The organism is Tannerella serpentiformis, assembly GCF_003033925.1.
In the GTDB taxonomy this organism is placed as follows: domain Bacteria; phylum Bacteroidota; class Bacteroidia; order Bacteroidales; family Tannerellaceae; genus Tannerella; species Tannerella serpentiformis.
In genome coordinates this window covers 1,645,397-1,662,743 of sequence record NZ_CP028365.1, presented here as the reverse complement: position 1 = coordinate 1,662,743, position 17,347 = coordinate 1,645,397, and the positions used below count along the sequence as shown (strand labels likewise).

The 17,347-nt window shown below is 56.1% G+C and carries 12 protein-coding genes; 8 read left to right on the top strand and 4 right to left on the bottom strand.

Going from position 1 to position 17,347, the window contains the following annotated elements; genetic code table 11:
• Positions 1–87 precede the first annotated feature (87 nt).
• Together C7123_RS06935 and C7123_RS06930 are read left to right on the top strand one after the other, a co-directional pair.
• Entirely contained in the window at positions 88–396 is a 309-nt protein-coding gene (locus C7123_RS06935; protein ID WP_037982209.1) for a DUF937 domain-containing protein, read from the top strand.
• Positions 397–408: 12 nt separating this feature from the next.
• Complete coding sequence (locus tag C7123_RS06930; RefSeq protein WP_069176241.1) at positions 409–2,253, top strand: DUF4954 family protein; 1,845 nt, start codon at positions 409–411, stop codon at positions 2,251–2,253.
• Positions 2,254–2,768: 515 nt separating this feature from the next.
• On the opposite strand, the gene C7123_RS06925 is transcribed toward C7123_RS06930, so the two are convergent.
• Both C7123_RS06925 and C7123_RS06920 read right to left on the bottom strand, forming a co-directional pair.
• Positions 2,769–4,049 (bottom strand): MFS transporter, encoded by a 1,281-nt coding sequence (locus C7123_RS06925; protein ID WP_069176240.1) that lies wholly within the window; start codon positions 4,047–4,049, stop codon positions 2,769–2,771.
• An 84-nt stretch (positions 4,050–4,133) separates the two neighbouring features.
• Complete coding sequence (locus C7123_RS06920) at positions 4,134–4,799, bottom strand: thiamine diphosphokinase (RefSeq protein WP_069176239.1); 666 nt, start codon at positions 4,797–4,799, stop codon at positions 4,134–4,136.
• Positions 4,800–4,981: 182 nt separating this feature from the next.
• On the opposite strand from C7123_RS06920, the gene C7123_RS06915 reads away from it, so the two are divergent.
• The 3 genes from C7123_RS06915 (at position 4,982) to C7123_RS06905 (ending at position 9,062) form a co-directional block, all read left to right on the top strand.
• Complete coding sequence (locus C7123_RS06915) at positions 4,982–6,106, top strand: Ig-like domain-containing protein (protein ID WP_159049861.1); 1,125 nt, start codon at positions 4,982–4,984, stop codon at positions 6,104–6,106.
• Between the two features lie 120 nt (positions 6,107–6,226).
• Complete coding sequence (locus tag C7123_RS06910) at positions 6,227–7,846, top strand: Ig-like domain-containing protein (RefSeq protein WP_069176237.1); 1,620 nt, start codon at positions 6,227–6,229, stop codon at positions 7,844–7,846.
• Positions 7,847–8,261: 415 nt separating this feature from the next.
• Entirely contained in the window at positions 8,262–9,062 is an 801-nt protein-coding gene (locus tag C7123_RS06905; RefSeq protein WP_069176236.1) for a carboxylesterase family protein, read from the top strand.
• Positions 9,063–9,325: 263 nt separating this feature from the next.
• On the opposite strand, the gene C7123_RS06900 is transcribed toward C7123_RS06905, so the two are convergent.
• Both C7123_RS06900 and C7123_RS06895 read right to left on the bottom strand, forming a co-directional pair.
• Positions 9,326–13,051, bottom strand: coding sequence for a hypothetical protein (locus C7123_RS06900; protein WP_159049860.1), 3,726 nt, complete (start codon positions 13,049–13,051; stop codon positions 9,326–9,328).
• Positions 13,052–14,925: 1,874 nt separating this feature from the next.
• Positions 14,926–15,864: a DUF6261 family protein gene (locus C7123_RS06895; protein WP_069176234.1), complete on the bottom strand. Its 939-nt coding sequence runs from the start codon at positions 15,862–15,864 to the stop codon at positions 14,926–14,928.
• 32 nt (positions 15,865–15,896) lie between these two features.
• Between C7123_RS06895 and C7123_RS12905 the strand changes: the two genes are divergently transcribed.
• From C7123_RS12905 to C7123_RS06880, 3 genes are all read left to right on the top strand, one after another.
• The gene (locus tag C7123_RS12905) at positions 15,897–16,268 is read left to right on the top strand and encodes a hypothetical protein (protein ID WP_159049859.1); all 372 of its coding nucleotides are present in this window, start codon (positions 15,897–15,899) and stop codon (positions 16,266–16,268) included.
• Between the two features lie 431 nt (positions 16,269–16,699).
• Positions 16,700–16,894, top strand: a complete 195-nt coding sequence (locus tag C7123_RS06885; RefSeq protein ID WP_037982193.1) for a type II toxin-antitoxin system HicA family toxin — start codon at positions 16,700–16,702, stop codon at positions 16,892–16,894.
• Between the two features lie 46 nt (positions 16,895–16,940).
• Positions 16,941–17,342, top strand: coding sequence for a type II toxin-antitoxin system HicB family antitoxin (locus C7123_RS06880; protein WP_069176232.1), 402 nt, complete (start codon positions 16,941–16,943; stop codon positions 17,340–17,342).
• The last annotated feature ends 5 nt before the right edge of the window (positions 17,343–17,347 follow it).

The following is a 17,347-nucleotide window of genomic DNA, read 5'->3' as shown; positions in this document are numbered from 1 at the left end:
ACAATCGCGGCAGCGACGACGCATTCAGAAAGTCACCCGTACTTTTGGCCGACATTTTTTTATTCACTCACAAAAACCTATACGACAATGAACTTGAATGATTTATTCAGCGGATCGGCCACGCAGTCGATCATCAAAACGATTGTAGAGAAGACGGGATTGAACGAGTCGCAGGCCTCGGGCGCGCTCCAGGCTGCACTGCCGATGATCCTCGACGTAGTGTCTAAACATGCCGGCAGCGGCGAGGGCCTCAGCGGACTGGTTAGCGGCGTCGTGAGCAACCTTGGCGGCAAGGGCCAAGGTGTTGTCGACAAGATCACCGGCATGATCGACAAGAACAAGGACGGCAACATCATGGACGACCTGGCTGGCATGCTGGGCGGAAAGAAGAAGTAAAGCCTCCGGCCCATGCCGTACAGAAAACTGACGCAATGCGAGATCGACGCGCTCGTGGCCAGTGGCTGCGAGGCCGAGGATTGGCAGCGCGTGGAGGTAGCCGATGTGGGGTTCGACCCCACACGGTTGCGCCACGTACGCTTCTCGGGGCAGATCAGCCTGGGTAGCGCTGTCGACCTCCGGGACGCGACGATCTGCGACTGCATGGTGGGCGACGGCGTACGCATTAACGGCGTACGCTCCGCCCTGGCCGGCTATGAGATAGGCCGTGGCGCCCGACTCACTGACATCGGCACGATGACCTATCGCGCGGGCACGACGGCCGGTAACGGGGTGCGCGTGGCTGCGGTCAATGAGAACGGTGGCCGTGCTGTCCCCCTCTTCGACGGACTTACGGCCCAGACGGCCCACCTCATGGTCTTCCATCGACACCGCACGGAGACACTCCGCCGCACGTTCGATCGCATCGACGCCTATGCCGCCACCATCGCGGCGGCGCCACGCGGATATGTGGGCGAGGGGGCTACAGTGGAGGGATGCGGACGTATCGTGGATGTGCGTATCGGCGACAGGGCCACGGTCTGCGGCGCAACACTGTTGCAGAACGGTACCATACTGAGCCAGCCCGAGGCACCGACAGAGGTAGGCGTCGGCGTCATGGCTCGCGACTTTATTCTGGCCCCCGGTGCACGCGTCGTGGACGGCGCGTTCATCGAACGCTGCTTCGTGGGCGAGGCCTGCTTAGTAGAGCAGGGCTTCACGGCCATCGACTGCCTACTGTTTGCCAATGGGATGTTCGCCAAGGGCGAGGCCGTCTCAGTCTTCGCTGCCCCGCACACCGTTTCGCACCACAAATCGAGCCTCTCGATCGCCTGCAGCCTCTCGTTCGCCAACATGGGCAGCGGGTCAAACATGAGCAACCATGCCTACAAGCTCGGCGCTGTCCACCAGTCTGTGGCCGAGCGCGGAACGAAATTCGGTAGCAACTCCTACGTACAGGCGCCAGCTCACTTCGGTGCCTATTCGATGATCACCGGCGAGCACCGCAACCACCCGGATACGCACGCGCTTCCATTCTCCTACCTCATGGACGAGGACGGGCAGTCGATGCTCATCCCGGCCGTCAACCTCTTCCGCACGGGCACCCTCCGCGACGCCACAAAGTGGCCCAACCGCGACCATCGCACCGCCGACAGTCCGCGCGACCTGATCCGTTACGACTTCCTCAATCCCGACCTCATCGACCGCATCCTGGCGGCCGTCAACCTCCTCTCGCGACTGAAAGAGGAGAAGCCCGACGCCAAATACTACACCTTCGGCAACTGCTCCATCCATCGCCACTCGTTGCAGAAAGGCATCACCTACTATCGCGAGGCGCTCGACATCTTCGTAGGCGATTACCTCGTCTGCGGCGGCACCATCGACGACTCCGAGGGGCCGGGCCGCGGCCCGTGGATCGACCTGTCGGGGTTAGTTATGCCCCATGAAACGCTTGAGGAGATCGTCCACGACGACCTCTTCGGGGCCGACGCCGCGTTTCGTCAGGCACATGCGCGATATGAGGAATACCTCGGGCGCTACGTCACGGACCGTTACGACCTCTCCGACGCAGACAAGCGCCGCGAGCATCTGAAGCGCTACGTCTCGACGCTCGACACCGTCCGCCATCGCCTCTCTAAGGAGGCCGCCTTGGAGTACTTCGGCGTGTCGCAAATCAGCTACGGCGCCGACTGCCCCGAGAGCGATCGGCAGACCGACTTCCTACAAGTGCGCGGAGAGATCGCCACTGACCCCTTCCTGGCCCCCCTCCTCAGCGAGATGGAACATAAGGCGGAGCAGGCGCGAGCTATGCTCTGAACGTTTGACACGCTGGGAAGTTTCTTCCAGAGGGGTAACAGCAGGTGCGAACCCCGTGGAAGTTTCTTCCAGAGGGGTAACAGCAGGTGCGAACCCCGTGGAAGTTTCTTCCAGAGGACTGACAGCGGGTGAGAGCCCCTTGGAAGTTTCTTCCAGAGGGCTGACAGCGGGTAAGAGTCCCGTGGAAGTTTCTGCCAGAGGGCTGACAGCGGGTGAGAGCCCCGTGGAAGTTTCTTCCAGAGGGGTAACAGCGGGTGAAAGCCCCGTGGAAGTTTCTTCCAGAGGGCTGACAGCAGGTGCGAACACCGTGGAAGTTTCTTCCAGAGGGGTAAAAGCAGGTGAGAGCCCCGTGGAAGTTTCTTCCAGAGGGCTGACAGCAGGTGGGGATACCGTGGAAGAAACTTCTAAGCTCACCAGCATCCGAATTAAGAGGATAACAAAAAGCCTCCGGACGCATGGACGACACCATGTATCCGGAGGCTTTCTGCGATTTATGCATCCCGATAGGCCGACGATCAGCCCCCGCGCTTGTGCTTATAAGGGAAAAGGATGGCGAAGAAGACGGTCACGAGGAGCGAATACCCCGCAAAGAGGTACCACACCGTAGACCAATCGCCCACCAAGAGCGTCTTGACACCGCCGGCCGTCTCCACGTCCGTCCATTGGCAGAAGGTGTTCACCACGGCCTGTGCACCGAGCGTGCCCACTGTGGCGCCGACGCCGCTGGTCATCAGGAAAAAGAGGGCCTGCGCACTGGAGCGAATCGAGGGATCCGTCTCCCGATCGACGAAGAGCGAGCCAGAGATATTGAAGAAGTCAAAAGCCACACCGTAGACAATCATCGACAGCACGAGCAGCCAGACGCCCCCGCCGGGATTGCCGATGCCGAAGAGGGCAAAGCGCAGGATCCAAGCCACCATCGCAATCAGCACGACCGTCTTAATGCCGTAACGCCTTAGGAAGAAGGGGATGAGCAGGATGCAGAGCGTCTCGGAAACCTGCGAGAGAGAGATGAGGATGTTGGCGTGCTGCACGCCGAAGGTGTTGGCATATTCGGCCACCGACTCGAAGGAGGCGATGAAGGGGTTGGCAAAGCCGTTCGTGATCTGCAACGAGACGCCTAACATCATCGAGAAGATGAAGAAGACGGCCATCTGACGCTTGCGGAAGAGTCGGAAGGCATTCAGCCCAAGGGCCTCGACGAACGACTTGCGCTCCATGCTTCGGCTGACGGGTATATGGGGCAGCGTGAAGGCATAGTGAGCCAGCAGAGTGCCCAGCGCACCGCAGATGACAAACTGCATGGCGGAGGTTTGGAAGCCCGTCAGATCGACCGCCCACATGGAGCAGATGAAGCCGATGGTGCCGAAAATGCGGATAGGCGGAAAGTCGCGTACCGTGTCGTAGCCACCCTGTTCAAGCAGGCTGTAGGCCACGGAGTAGGAGAGTGCCAGCGTAGGCATGTAGAAAGCTACGCCCAGTGTGTAGAGCGCAAAGAAGGTTCCGAAGGCAACGGACGGTCCGGCCGAGAGCCCATAGGCACCCGCGGCGGCCATGAAGAGTCCGGAGGCTAAGTGGCAGAGAGCGAGCATGCGTTGCGCCGGCACGTAGCGGTCGGCCAGGATGCCGAACAGCGTGGGCATGAAGATGGAGACGAGACCTTGCACGGAATAGAAAAGTCCGATGTGTTCGCCCATGCCCGCAGGCCCGAGGTAGCGCGACATGGAGGTGAGGTACGTGCCCCACACAGCGAACTGCAAGAAGTTCATAATGATCAAGCGAAGTTTCAGGTTCATAGTGTTACTGAGATAAAAGTGTGGATAAATCGGGGTTGATTATGAATGATAAAGCGGTGAAATGATGACGTGCGGGGGAAAGGCTCAATCTGCGTAGGTACGGAAGACGATGATGCAGCCCCGTGTCTCGATGCGGAACCTATCCGTGAGGGCCTCGTTGAGCGTAGCCTGCCACCATCGAGTGATGCGTCGCCCTTCAAGCGGCCAGCGCACATCGCGGAGGGTAAGCGGCGCGTCGTCCAGACAGAAGACGGAGACCTGTTGGCCAGCCCGCGAGGCGAACGTCTGGCAGCCTGTGGCGGGGGTGAAGACGCCGTAGTCGGTCCACATCTCCACGTCCAGCCCACGCGCCTGATAGTCGGCCAGCAGACTGATGTTGCCCAGCGTATGGTCCTCGCGGCGGCCCGTGGCGCCGAGGATCGTGAGGTGGCGCATCCCTTGAGAGACAGCGTAGCGCACGGCCTTACTCAGGTCGTTCGTGTCCTGCTCCGATTCTATGTGCAGGCGGTCGGATAAACGGCGGCGTGCCTCGGGCGAGATCGAGTCGCCGTCGCCCACGACAGCCAACGGCGTGAAGCCCTCGCGCAGCAGTCGGTCAGCCGCACCGTCGCAGCAGATGATGCGCCCCTCGGCCGCCCTCGCCAGTAGCCCCAGCGGGATCGGATGCGTAGGGAAATCACCCGCCGCAAGGATCACCGCGTCCGTCTCTGAGGCGTTTTTGGGGCCGGAAAAATCAGGTAGAATATCCATGTCAGTCGATTGTTAAAACCTCGCAAATATAGACGCTCTTCCGGCCGAGGCTTAGGGAAAGGGATACTTTTGTGCGTCAGTGTTAAGCCTGTAATCAGGCAGATAGGGGATTTGGGATGCCCCTTATCCCCCTTTATCTTTTCGGATCATCCACTATTATTCAAATCCATAAATAGCCCCATATGAGTGTGAGAAAAACCTCCTTTTATTTCTGTATGGCGATCCTCTTTGCGATCGCAGGAGCCTTTCCCTACAGCGCCTCAGCGCAAGTGCAGAAAGTGCAGCAAATCGTCAAGATCGAGAAGGACACCCTGCGGATGTACGTCGGCCAGGAAGATTCCCTCCGCGCCTATGCCTATCCCAGTGCCCGCGTATTCTATTGGGACAATCGCGTCTCCATCCCCGTCGTAGCCTCCATCGCCCCGCCCCATTCGACCAACCCCTACGATTCCGTCTACATCGTCAAGGCTTGGAAGCCGGGCAAGACGGTCATCGTTGTGCGCGTCAATGAGGTGGCAGCCCGCTGTATTGTGGTGGTTACGCCCAAGATCTATGTCGACAGCCTCCGCCTGAAGCGCGACACCATCCGACTGCGCACCGGCGACACGGCCTCCGTCATGGCCCGCATCTTCCCCTACAACGCCTCGGATAAGAAGCTCGGATGGACCACCGTGGGTGGCGCGCGCGTGCTTGGCACTACGGATAGCGTGACCCGCGTCATTGCTGCGGCCGATGCGGACACCAGTCTGCTCATCGTGGGTGCGCTGGACGAATCGGGCAAACGCGACACATGCGTCATCATCACCCGCCGCATCCCCGTGGAGCGTCTGACGCTCAACCACGACACAATCCGAGTGGACATCAATAAAACCGACACACTCCGCGCCACCCTCCTCCCGCGCAATGCGACGGATCAACGAGTAAAGTGGACCGTTGTAAGCGGTGCAGTCAAGGTCCTACCGGTTGACTCTATCGGTCAAGCAGCCGAGCTGATCGGCGCTACCGTGGCCGATACCGCGCTCGTCGTAGCTGAAGCGGCTGACGGCCGACTCGATTCGTGCACCGTGATCACCGTCGATCCGAACACGACGGCCTCCGTCGAAGTGGACAAGACGACGGCCATTCGTAACGTCGATGGTGGCGTGATGGTACACGTCGACCGCCCCGCACGACTCGAGATTTACACCCTGACCGGCGCCCTGGCCCATCGCGAGAGCCTCACGCCGGGCGACCGTTTCGTGCCGCTCCGCCGCGGTCTCTACATTGTCGCCGTAGACCGAACGAGGCGCAAAATCCTTGTTCAATAAGCCAGTATATCAGCCAAGAGAAGGGGGACTGGGAATCCTCCTCTCTTGAACTTATCCTTGACCGCGGTTGTTTATACTGCACATCACCTCGATTATTCAAACCCCCTAATAGGAAAGAACATGAAGAAGATTACCATCCAACTACTGGCCGTCGCAGGCGCGATGGCCTTGTTCACCAGCGAAGCACGGGCGCAAGCCACGGTGCAGCTGAACAGTCACGAGACGATCCAACTGATCTACGGACAGAAGGACTCCGTCAAAGCCACGATCTCCGCTCCAGGCGAAGTCTTGTCATGGAGCACAAACCCCGCTTCCGCATACGTCGCCAAGTCTGCCGCTGACAGCACATGGGGCGTGATCACTGCCCCCAGTGGAACGAATTACGAAGGATGGGTTGTCATCAGTTATGGCGCGGCCAAAGACTCCGTCAAGCTCCAAATCAACCACGCCGTTGACAGCGTGAGCTTCGGCGCTGTGTCTCGCGACACGACGATGGGTATCGGGACGACAAAGACACTCACCGCCTCCGTCTTCCCCAACAATGCATTGCAGGAAGTGCTTTACTCTTCGTCAAACAGCGCTGTGGCCGAAGTGCAGACCGTAGGATTGCAAGGCATCATCACCGCCAAAGCTGTCGGAACGGCCCGCATCACGGTATCGGCCGGCAAGGGCGCAGGCATGAAGACAGACACCTTCTTGGTGAAAGTCGATAACCCCATCACAGGCCTCAACTTCGCCATCACCACGGACACGATCCCCATGCAGATCAATAGCGAGCTGGACGTTCAGGCCGTGGCTACCCCAGCCAATGCTGACAACATCAACACGCTGCAGTGGTCTATCGTTCCGATCGCACCCGCCACACCGGGCCTCGTGACGATCGCCTCCAACAGCGGCCTTACGGTTAAGATCCAATCCGCTGCCACACCGGGCATAGCCCGCCTAACCGTCACCTCCACCAACGGTGTCACGGCAAACCGCGTCATCAAGGTGCTCGACCCAATCCACGTCACTGCAATGACCATCGATAAGGACACCGTCTCCCTGCCCGTAGGCAAGAAGGACACGCTGACGGCACGCATCCTGCCCGCCGAAGCGCTGAATAAGAAGGTAACGTGGACCTCCACCAACCCCTCTTTCGCCGCTGTGGAGCGACTGACGGACACCACCGCCGTTGTAACAGGAAAGACTGTAGGCGTGGCCATGATCGTCGGTGAGACCGAGGATGGCAACTTCAAGGACACCTGCTACATCTACGTCCGCAATGCCGTCGAACTGAAGGCCATCAAGTTGGACAAGCAGAAGATTCGCCTGAAGCTGAACACCACCGACACCTTGGCCGTAGCCTTCAGCCCGGCCAACGCCTCCGATCAGCGCGTCAAGTTCCTGTCCGCTGACACGTCCATCGCCACCGTCGATGCTAACGGCGTCATCAAGGGCCTCAAGACGGGCACCGTTTACGTGAGCGTGACAAGCCTCGAAGGCGGCTTCAAAGACTCCTGCGAAGTGACCGTTTACGATCCCAGCCCGAACGTTGAGACCGCTGCCGGTGTCAACATCTGGAGCGCCGAGAATGGTCTCCGCGTACAGTCTGACAAGGCCCGCACGCTGGCTGTATACAGCATCTCCGGCGCGCTTTACCGCAAAGAGACCGTCGTAGGCGACCGCTTCATCGCGCTCCCGAGCGGCCTCTACATCGTCACCTTGGGCGAGGTTAGCCGCAAGGTGGCCATCCCTTAACCACGGACTTGTTTTCATTTGTATTGATAGGGCTGCCTGCCACGGAGAGGTTCACACCTCTTCGCCGGCGGGCAGCCCGCTTTTTATGCCGGCGGCAAGGTTCCGTCGACCGGATCGACGGCCACCTTCAGCGTGAAACGTCCCGTCGATTGAATCGACAGCGGTTTTTAGATCGAAATGGCCTCGTCGATCGAATCGACGACTGTTTTCAGATTGAAATAACCCCGTCGATTGAATCGACGACTGTTTTCAGATCGAAATGGCCCCGTCGACCGGATCGACGGCTGTTTTTAGATCGAAATGGCCTCGTCGATCGAATCGACGGCTGTTTTCAGATCAGAATGGCCCCGTCGATCGGATCGACGTAGCCTTACCACTCCATTCAAACACCGTTTAATCTCCATTCAAACCCCACATGAACGTCAAGTTTTTATCCCCCCTCCTACTCCTTCTGGCCACGGCTACTGTCGGACGTGTCGCAGCGCAATGCGACAGCCTTGGCTATCGGGCCGCGGTGTACGTCTCGGCCAACGGCGATTCGCTGCCTTACCGACTGTTGACGCCGGACACGGTCGTGCCCGGACAGCATTATCCGCTCGTGCTCTTCCTGCACGGTGCGGGTGAGCGCGGCCGCGACAACTGCGCACAGCTGCGACACGGCGCGGCACGCTTTGTCGACTCCACCGCCAGACGACAGTTCCCTGCCTACGTACTCTTTCCGCAGTGCCCATCGGACGAGTTCTGGCCGGCCATCCTGCGGCAAGACCATTTCGGGCGTGGAGCGAATCCCTTCCCTCTGTCTCAGCCTATGTCGCGTCCGCTGCGGCTGGCCGATGAGCTGCTGGAGCACACGATCACACAATTCCCCATCGACACGATGCGCATCTATGTAGTTGGACTCTCGATGGGCGGCATGGGCACGCTCGACTTAGTCAGTCGTCGGCCGCAGCGGTTCGCTGCCGCGGTGGCCATCTGTGGCGGCGTAAACGTGCACCGGTTAGAGCTGCTGCGTGGCACACGGACACGTTTCCGTCTCATTCACGGCGACGCCGATCCGGTCGTACCCGTACGTTTCTCGCGTGAGGCTGCGGCGGCATTGCGGCGCGCAGGTGCTTCGGTCGAGTATATCGAACTACCTGGCGTCGGCCATGGCAGTTGGTACAACGCCTTCCGCCGCCCAGACTTCCTCGAGTGGCTGTTTGAAGCCAAAAACTAAAAAGGGCATCAGGGATGCCCGCCAAGTCGGTCGGGTACATACGACGTGGATAGATGATCACGTATCCGGTCAAACCCTCCGGCTTCGGCGAGGCCCTGATTTTCTTTTTTATCCAATACGGAAAAAGATAGTAGGAAGAGAAAGAAGCACTCCCCCATCCAAAAACACCGAATCCCCGACACAGCCTCATCAGCTATGCCGGGGATTCTTCTTTGATGTATGGGCGGACACCGGGGCCCACCCATACGATAGGAACGGGATCGTTACTTCACAATCACCTTATGAACGGAACCATCCTTCAAGGTGATCACGTACGCACCGCGACTCATCGGGATCGACGTGTCGCCTTCGGGAAGGTCAACGCGCTTCACTAACTGGCCAGCTACGGAATAGATGCTGGCAATGTCTGCACGCTCTACACGGATGTAGATCTTCTCACCGTGTGACCAAACGGCCGTTCCAGCCGTCAGCAGCTCGTTCGCAACCACATCCGGACCGAAGGTCAGCGTCACTTCTTGCTGTACGCTCGGCACGATGTACTCGTATTCGCCGTTCGCATTCTTCACGCCGTTCAGCACTTCCTGCTGGCCGTTGACCTTGCGGTTCGTGCGAACTACGAGTGGCTTCGCACCCGAGTAAGTAGCGCTGAAGCGGAAGCTGGTGCGCGTCGGCAGCGGATAGATACCCTTGCTCGGGGTCGTCTTCACGCCAGCCGTCTCCGGCATCGTTACCGTATGCGTCAAGCCAGGCGTTACTGCGTCGCCTACGCAGACGTAGACAATGCCGTCGGTCGATACGTTCAGCGACAGCGGATACTCCTCGCCGTCGATCTTCACCTTACGCGGGTTCAGCTTCAGGTTGTTGAGGCTGTTCGGCGTCACCGACTTGTAGTACATGATCGGATAGCAACGTTTCTGCATCTTCTCGCACGGACGGATCTCGATGTTCACGTTCACCGGGCCGTAGGTCGTCAGACGGTCTACATCGATCGCGTCGCTGTATTCACCATTCAAGCCCTTCGTCGTACCGACAGAGAAGTGGAGCTCAGAGCCTCCGTCGAGACGGAGATCCTTCATCGTCAGCGTACCGCAAGCCTGCTCGTAGCACTGTCCGCGGAGGCGCAGCGAGGTGAAGCCCGGATTCAGGTTCGCACCGTTCTCTACGTGCACGTCGGTGTACTGGATACCGAAACCACCAAACGTTGACGTCGTGATCACGTCGAGTGCAAGACCCGGGAGCCACAGCTCACTCGTCGGGCGACCGCAAGCGCCGATCGGCTCCAAGTGCAAGTGACGTGTGTAGAGACCAGCGTAATCCTTCGAGCCCATTTGCTCCTCAGAGATCAGTTCGAGGTGACCGTCACGCTCATGCTTGGCGTCGGTCCAGAACTCTACCTGGTTGCGGATCTTAGTCGTGTCTACGAAGTAGCGGGCGTTTAATACATCGCCACCCTTCACATGGTCGAACGAGTCGGTGAGGAAGGAGATCACGGTATGATCAACCACCATCACGTTCTGACGCTCCCACTCGGTGTCGGGGCCAAACTTGACGAACATCGTATCGAGCGGCGTTTCGCCCGGAGGATACACTTTGCCTTTATAGTGTGAGACGCACTCGCGGCAGATCTTCTGCGTTCCACCATCGTCGTAAGCGTATTCCATGAAGGGCGCGGCCTTACGGCTGTAACCGAGCTTGATGATCGGCTGGTCCTTCGGTAGGCCGCTCCATGTCGTCAGCTGCACCTTGCCCTTACCCTTACGGATCAAGCTATCGTGGCAGATCAGCGAGTCCGTCTTGATCGTAATCATCGCCTTGGCGCCGGCGTTATCCTCGGCATTCAATTCCAGTACACCGAAGGTCTCGATCACCGGAGACTCGAGGTGTACGTGCTGGTTTTCGGCGTAGAAGCGTGCGTCGCTGTGGAAGGTCATGCGCACCGTGTTATGCAAGAAGCCCGTAGCCGGACGGCCAGGCGTACCACACCCCGTCGGGGAGCACGTCGTGGGGCACTTCGGTGCTTGCAGGAGGATGTTGTCCGTCCAGTTGTGCTTGTTACCCTGCGTCTTCATAAAGAGACCGTAACCAGCCACATTCTCACCGTGGAGCGTACCGGTTTCCGGCACCGTGCTCAGACCTGAACCGTTACCACCTTTATATTTCAGATCCGTATAGACATCAATCATATCCGAAGCTACGGCTGCGAAACCGCCAGAGGTGACCGTACCACTAAAGTTCAGCAACAGGAGGCGTGCCTTATTCTCATCACCATTCAAGTCGCAGTGATAGTTCGTTCCACAACCATTATCTTTTCCTTTATAACCACGACCAACTTTCAGTGGAGCATGTGTTAATGGATCTTCTTTGTAGTCGGTGCTCAGGAACGGATCCTGACGCGTACCAATGTTCGTCAAACCGCCGTAGTTCAACTTGATATTGTTGTCTGCACCTATGAATACGCTACCACTATTGCCCGTGGCTTTGTATTCAAAGTCTTGCAGATAGACGTTGTTACGCATCTCATCGCAACCGCAGACGCCAATCTCCGAGAGCTTGCTGAAGTTCTCCAGCTGAGCCAAGAAGAGCAAGCTACCCTTCATCTTTTCAGCGTCAAAGACATCGCGCATATCAATATCACCTGCACGCGTACGGAAGGTGGCGTTACCCGTCTTATCTTGGAATTCGATCTGAGCTCCCTTGTTCAGAATGATGTTACCACGCTTGCCGGCATCAAGAATCAAGTTCCCTTCATTGCCTTTGTACTTTAACGAACGATCGTTCACAGCCATGCTATTGAGTGCAGCAAGGGTTCCCGGGTTATCCAGTGCGCCAGCGTATTTAGCCCAGCCGGCTGTAGTTTCTTCACCACAACGACCGAGGCCACCGATGATACCTGAGTGCTCATACTTCACCATTGATTCGCCGGAACGCTTGTACAAGTCTTCTCTCACATCGCAGATATATTCGCTCGAATAGGGGATGGCGATCGTCGTGTTATGCTTCTGGGCATCTTTTAAGTCTGTGATGATGCGCGTGAAGTAAACATTACCACCTTCCATGCCTTCCGTACCAGTCATAACCGGTTTAGAGTCATCCCAACCGGCCATGATGTTCAGCTGGCCATCCTTTGTCGAAGCATTGGCGTCGTACTTGAAATCATTCGCGTCTCCGGTGGTGGAAGAAGCGCCATAAGCGTCTGATGAATTATATACGCTCGATCCTGCGCTGTATCCGAGATAGATGTCGCCGTCGCGAGAAATGATGTTCGTCGTATCCTCGTTGAGGTGCGTCGAGGTGAACTTCGCCGTACGGATATTATTCCGAGCGATAAAGTTCGTCTGCGTAGAAGCCGTCTGCGCACGCTCAATCTTGAATTCATCGTTGAGGTAGATATTTCCGTTGTCCTTATTGCGAGTACCCGGTAAGCATGCACCGATGACGTCGGTCTTGCCCGCTGCCATAAAGTTGATCAGACCATGCCCCGGATCCGTACCGGAATTATCACTGTTGATCGTCAACTTCTGAGAAACGATATTACCAGCATCAGACAGTACATAGATGTTATTACCGTTGGTCGTATTATTCCATGTAGTACCATCGGCATTAAACTCTACGTTGTTCAGCGCCTGAATCTGCAAAGCTCCTTTTCCGGTTCCACTAAATGCCTCAGCAATTGAATCCACTGAAGTCGTATGGAATTGCAGTTTGGCCGCACAAGTATTCGTTCCGTTGTTACCGAAGTTGACAATATATAGCGTGTCGTTAGTATTGATCTTGAACGCCGGTGTACCGCCGTAGTGGATCGTTCCTCTTTGATCACCGAACTGCATAGCGAAGTTGGCAGAAGGGCCATTGCAGCTCTCATAGTTTTTCAGCATACCGTTGCCATAGACATGGAAATGGCTCTTGTTAGCAGTACGGGGGCCGACTTCGATTACACCCATGTTATGGTTGTTGTAAGTCGTTGTCGTGTCCGTATGAATATCTGCCATTTTGTTCACGAACAAATAATCCCCATATATACCAAACACCGCACCTTCGGTTCGGTTGTATGGCTTTTTCGAGGCCGTAACAGCGTTGTAGTTATGGAACGGAACGGTATAATTCGGATACACAAACATGTTGGGCAGACCCGCAAAATCCTGGAAATCGCCTGCGGTTGATTTCAACAGGATGTTATCGTTGTTAGCGATCGGGAAATGGGCCTGTCCATAAAGTACATTCCTTGTATCTACAGAGTCCATATTCAAATGCACCATGTTAGCCTGGAAGTTGCCTTTTGTGCGCATCGTAAAACGATTATAGTATGGCACAACAATAACGGCGTCAGTTTGTGCATTCGCACCCGTTGTTATCTCTGGTGTGTTAGTAATGTTCCCGGTTTTGTCCAGCACATTGCCGTTCACACAAACACGTGCACCCTTCAACAACTCCACAGCTGCATCCAAATGATTCTGCCCTTTTTTAATCTCTTCGGCCCAAGCTACACTGAAGCCATAAGCATTCATCGTACCGGAACAGCATGTTTGAGTACCGTAAGAAATACTGTTATCATACTGTGCACGCACCGTATTCTTCTTATACCACCATTCAATGCCTTCAAAGAAGATATTGCTGACCACATTACCGGATCCTTCTATGGCTACGGTAGTAGGGCGTTTATAGTTGTCAAGTGGCGCAAGGGCGCTTCCTGATTCTTTGGGAGGATGTGTAGTGTATTGTGCTTGCAGAGCAGCAGCATCGTGAAGTGAGCTTCCGTTGAACTGCAACAAGTTCACACCATCGTCCACACCGACCGGATATTTGAGGTTGGGGAAAGTGGGTTCTGGAATATGATCTATTGTCCTCTCTATGGATGTTGTATACACCGATCCCGGACCGATGGCATTTGCATCCAAAGTAGCTAATACTCCATAATGATGAGCTACAGCAAAATTAACTGAACCATTTGCTGAGGGGCCACTGTTTATCTTCATATCAAAAAGAGCATAGCCGCATGGAGCAATATTGCCGCTTGATGCGGAAAAAGAACACCCATCCCATCCAAAATAAGGTGCTCTTCCTGTCAATGCATTCCACGGGTTTTGGCAGTTGCCATTGGCATCCTTTATCGTGAAACTATACATATTGAAGTAGTTGAACGAATAGATGATTGGACTTCCAAGGGTCCCTCCAAATGCAGCACCCGGAGCATTCCGGTTCTCTATAGTTCCAGTATAATTCCCACTATAATTACTACCACCGACACCGGAAGTTTGCCATGCTTGGAAATATCCAGGCTCGAATTTTTCAAAACCTCTGGGACCATTATTTGCGGCCACCAAGCGAGAGCGGTCTATGGGTGCCGCATCTCCGGCATTATGATTTGTACCACAACCATTTGTAATGGTTCGTGCCACAGACACCCAACCGATACCATAACCATTTCCACCATACGAATGAACCACGATGTTCTTACTCTTATCGCTACCCAATTGAATGTCCGTAATGGGAGAAGCCAAAACAACGTTGTTCGTCGCAGGCCAAGCGATTATTTCATTCGACCCATTGCGTTTAATCGTCACAGATTCTCCGGCGCCAAATTCATTATTCGCATCACCAGCATTATCAATCTGCTTAATGGTACCTGGCTGACTGGCTCGCCTTAGCTCCACCCGGCCGTTGCTGGTGACATACCTATTCTTGTAGGCTTGCCCCCACGCTACGCCGCCGCTGCCGCCTGCAAGGGCTGCCAGCAGGGCGATGGTCGTTACTAATCGAAGTCGTTTCTTTTTCATATCGATATGTATTTAATAAGATGAGTATTTGTGCCCCCCGATGAGGGGGGGCACGATGATTTATTCTATGCTAATTCTCTTCGGCCAGATCATTCCTCCGGAAGCGTGATGTCGGGGTTGCCACTGTCGCCGCCACCGGGCTTTGGCTTCTCGTCCGGTTGTTTGGGAGCGTCGGGCTTTTTCGGATCCTTCGGATCGGCCGGCTTCTTGGGATCTTTCGGTTCCTTCGGATCGGCGGGTTTCTTGGGCTCCTTAGGCTTGTCGGGCGTGTCGTCCGTATGCTTTTTGGAGGTGAGGACTTGCTCTTTGTAGCGCTTGATGACGACGTTCATGTAGTCGATGAAGGCGTCACACTTGGCGGTGCCGTTGTCGAGCACGACGAGGGAGTTGACCACGCGGGCGAGCCAGAGGTAGGCGGCATCGGAGGCGCGGCGAGCCGTGCGGAGGGCGCCGGCGGTCTGGCTGACGCGGCTGTTGTTGCGGTCGTCAAGGAGCTGCTTGACTTTCTCGTTGGCGGCCTTGAGCGACTCGACGTAGGGCTTCAGGCCAAGCTTCTGCACCTCGGTGGCGTACTTCTTTTCGCAGTCGTCGGTGAGGTTGACGATGAGGAAGGTCTCGCGCTCGAGCTGCATGTTGGAGTTGATGCGGTGAGCGGTGAGGTTGTTCCAGAGCGTCGTGGCGGCTTTGGCCTTCTCCGGCGTGGAGGATCGGGTGAAGCCTTTGACGGCCGAGCGATAGCCCATGTAGAGGGCATCGCGCTCGCTGTCGGCGGCCATGATCTCCTCCGTCAGGTCGCTCTTGCGGGAGACGGCCAGCCAGGCGTCTTCTTCCTTGAGGGCGGCTTTGAGACCGTCGGCGGCTGCCTTGGCGATAGGGTTGGCCGTGATGGTTGTCTCCTTCTCGATGCGTTCGCAGACGGTTTGGATAAAGCCGAAATGCGCACCGTTATTCATACGGATTAAATCGATTCCGGCTATTTCTTTAGCTGTGGGTGTGCCTACGGGCACTTTTTGCTCTGATTCGGGCATATAAATACTGATTAAAAGGTGGATATAGCTAATTGAGTCATGTCATTCGCTGGGATAAAAGCAAATACTTGGGTGCTTGCAGAAACGCTGCAAGCACCTCGAAAAACTTTTTGGCCTTTGCAGGAATGCTGCAAGCACCTCGAAAAACTTTTTGGCCTTTGCAGGAATGCTGCAAACGCCTCGAGAAACTTTTTGGCCTTTGCAGGAATGCTGCAAACGCCTCGAAAAACTTTTTGGCCTTTGCAGGAATGCTGCAAACGCCCCGAAAAACTTTTTGGCCTTTGCAGGAATGCTGCAAACGCCTCGAAAAACTTTTTGGCCTTTGCAGGAACGCTGCAAACGCCACAAAAAACTTTTTGGACTTTGCAGGAACGCTGCAAACACTTTCGAAAAGCGAGCCGTGAGGATGCATGGCGAAATCTGTCCCAGCGAGGGGCGAGGCGATAAGACCACATGAAGTGTCTCTTTTAACAGATCGGAGGGGGCGATGCGGGGCCACACAAGGCGCAACGAGGCAGTGACGTCGGGCTGTGCTCGGCGCGTGCAGATCGTTGTAACAACGATGGTTGGCGTGCGTGTGGCGATGTGTAGTGGCGATGTACATTTGAGGATCCCCCTGTTGATCAGAACCTGATGGGCGCAAAGGTAAAAACCTCGCGTGGAATGAAAACTTTCCTGTTTACTTGGGGGCGCTGCCTGTCCGATGAATGACCAACCGCCCGCTTTTAATGATCATTCGGGAGGGCGGGGACACATTTATATATATGGCGACGGAGGCGCGACGAGCTATCTTTGCCTCTGAAAAGAGGACAATGCACGAAGGGAATAAGCGGCAATGGATAGAATGAAAACGTCCGAAATCATCTCTCGGCTGAAGGCTGATGGATGGTATCTGGCTAGGCAACGAGGGTCGCACCGACAGTTCAAGCATCCGACGAAAAGGGGCACCGTGACGATAAACGGAAAGATGAGCGAAACGCAGAGCCAATTCATGATAAACAGCATCAGCAAACAGGCGGGATGGCGTTGATTAGCGCTGAGAATGCCTCGACATAAAGAAAGGAGAACAATGAGATATGAATAAGAAACTGACCGTAATTGTGGAATGGACGGGCGACAACTTCGGCGCATCGGCTCCGGAGGTGGCGGGCTGTGTGGCTACCGGCAAGACATTGAACGAGGTCAAAGAGGCTTATGCCTCGGCCTTGGACTTTCATCTCGAAGGGGTGGACGAGGGTGAACTGCCCGGATGGATTACCGCCCGGGAGTTTACGCTCGGTTTCGAGCTCACCGCTGGCGCCCTGCTCAAGTACTACGGCGACGTGGTCACACTGAGCGCTATGAGTCGCGCCACAGGGATCAACGCCCGACAACTTTCGCACTACATCAATGGCAATCGTACCCCCAGAGCCCGACAACGCGAGCGCATTGTGGCCGGTCTGCACACCATAGCCAAGCAGTTAGCCGACGCACGCTGACACGG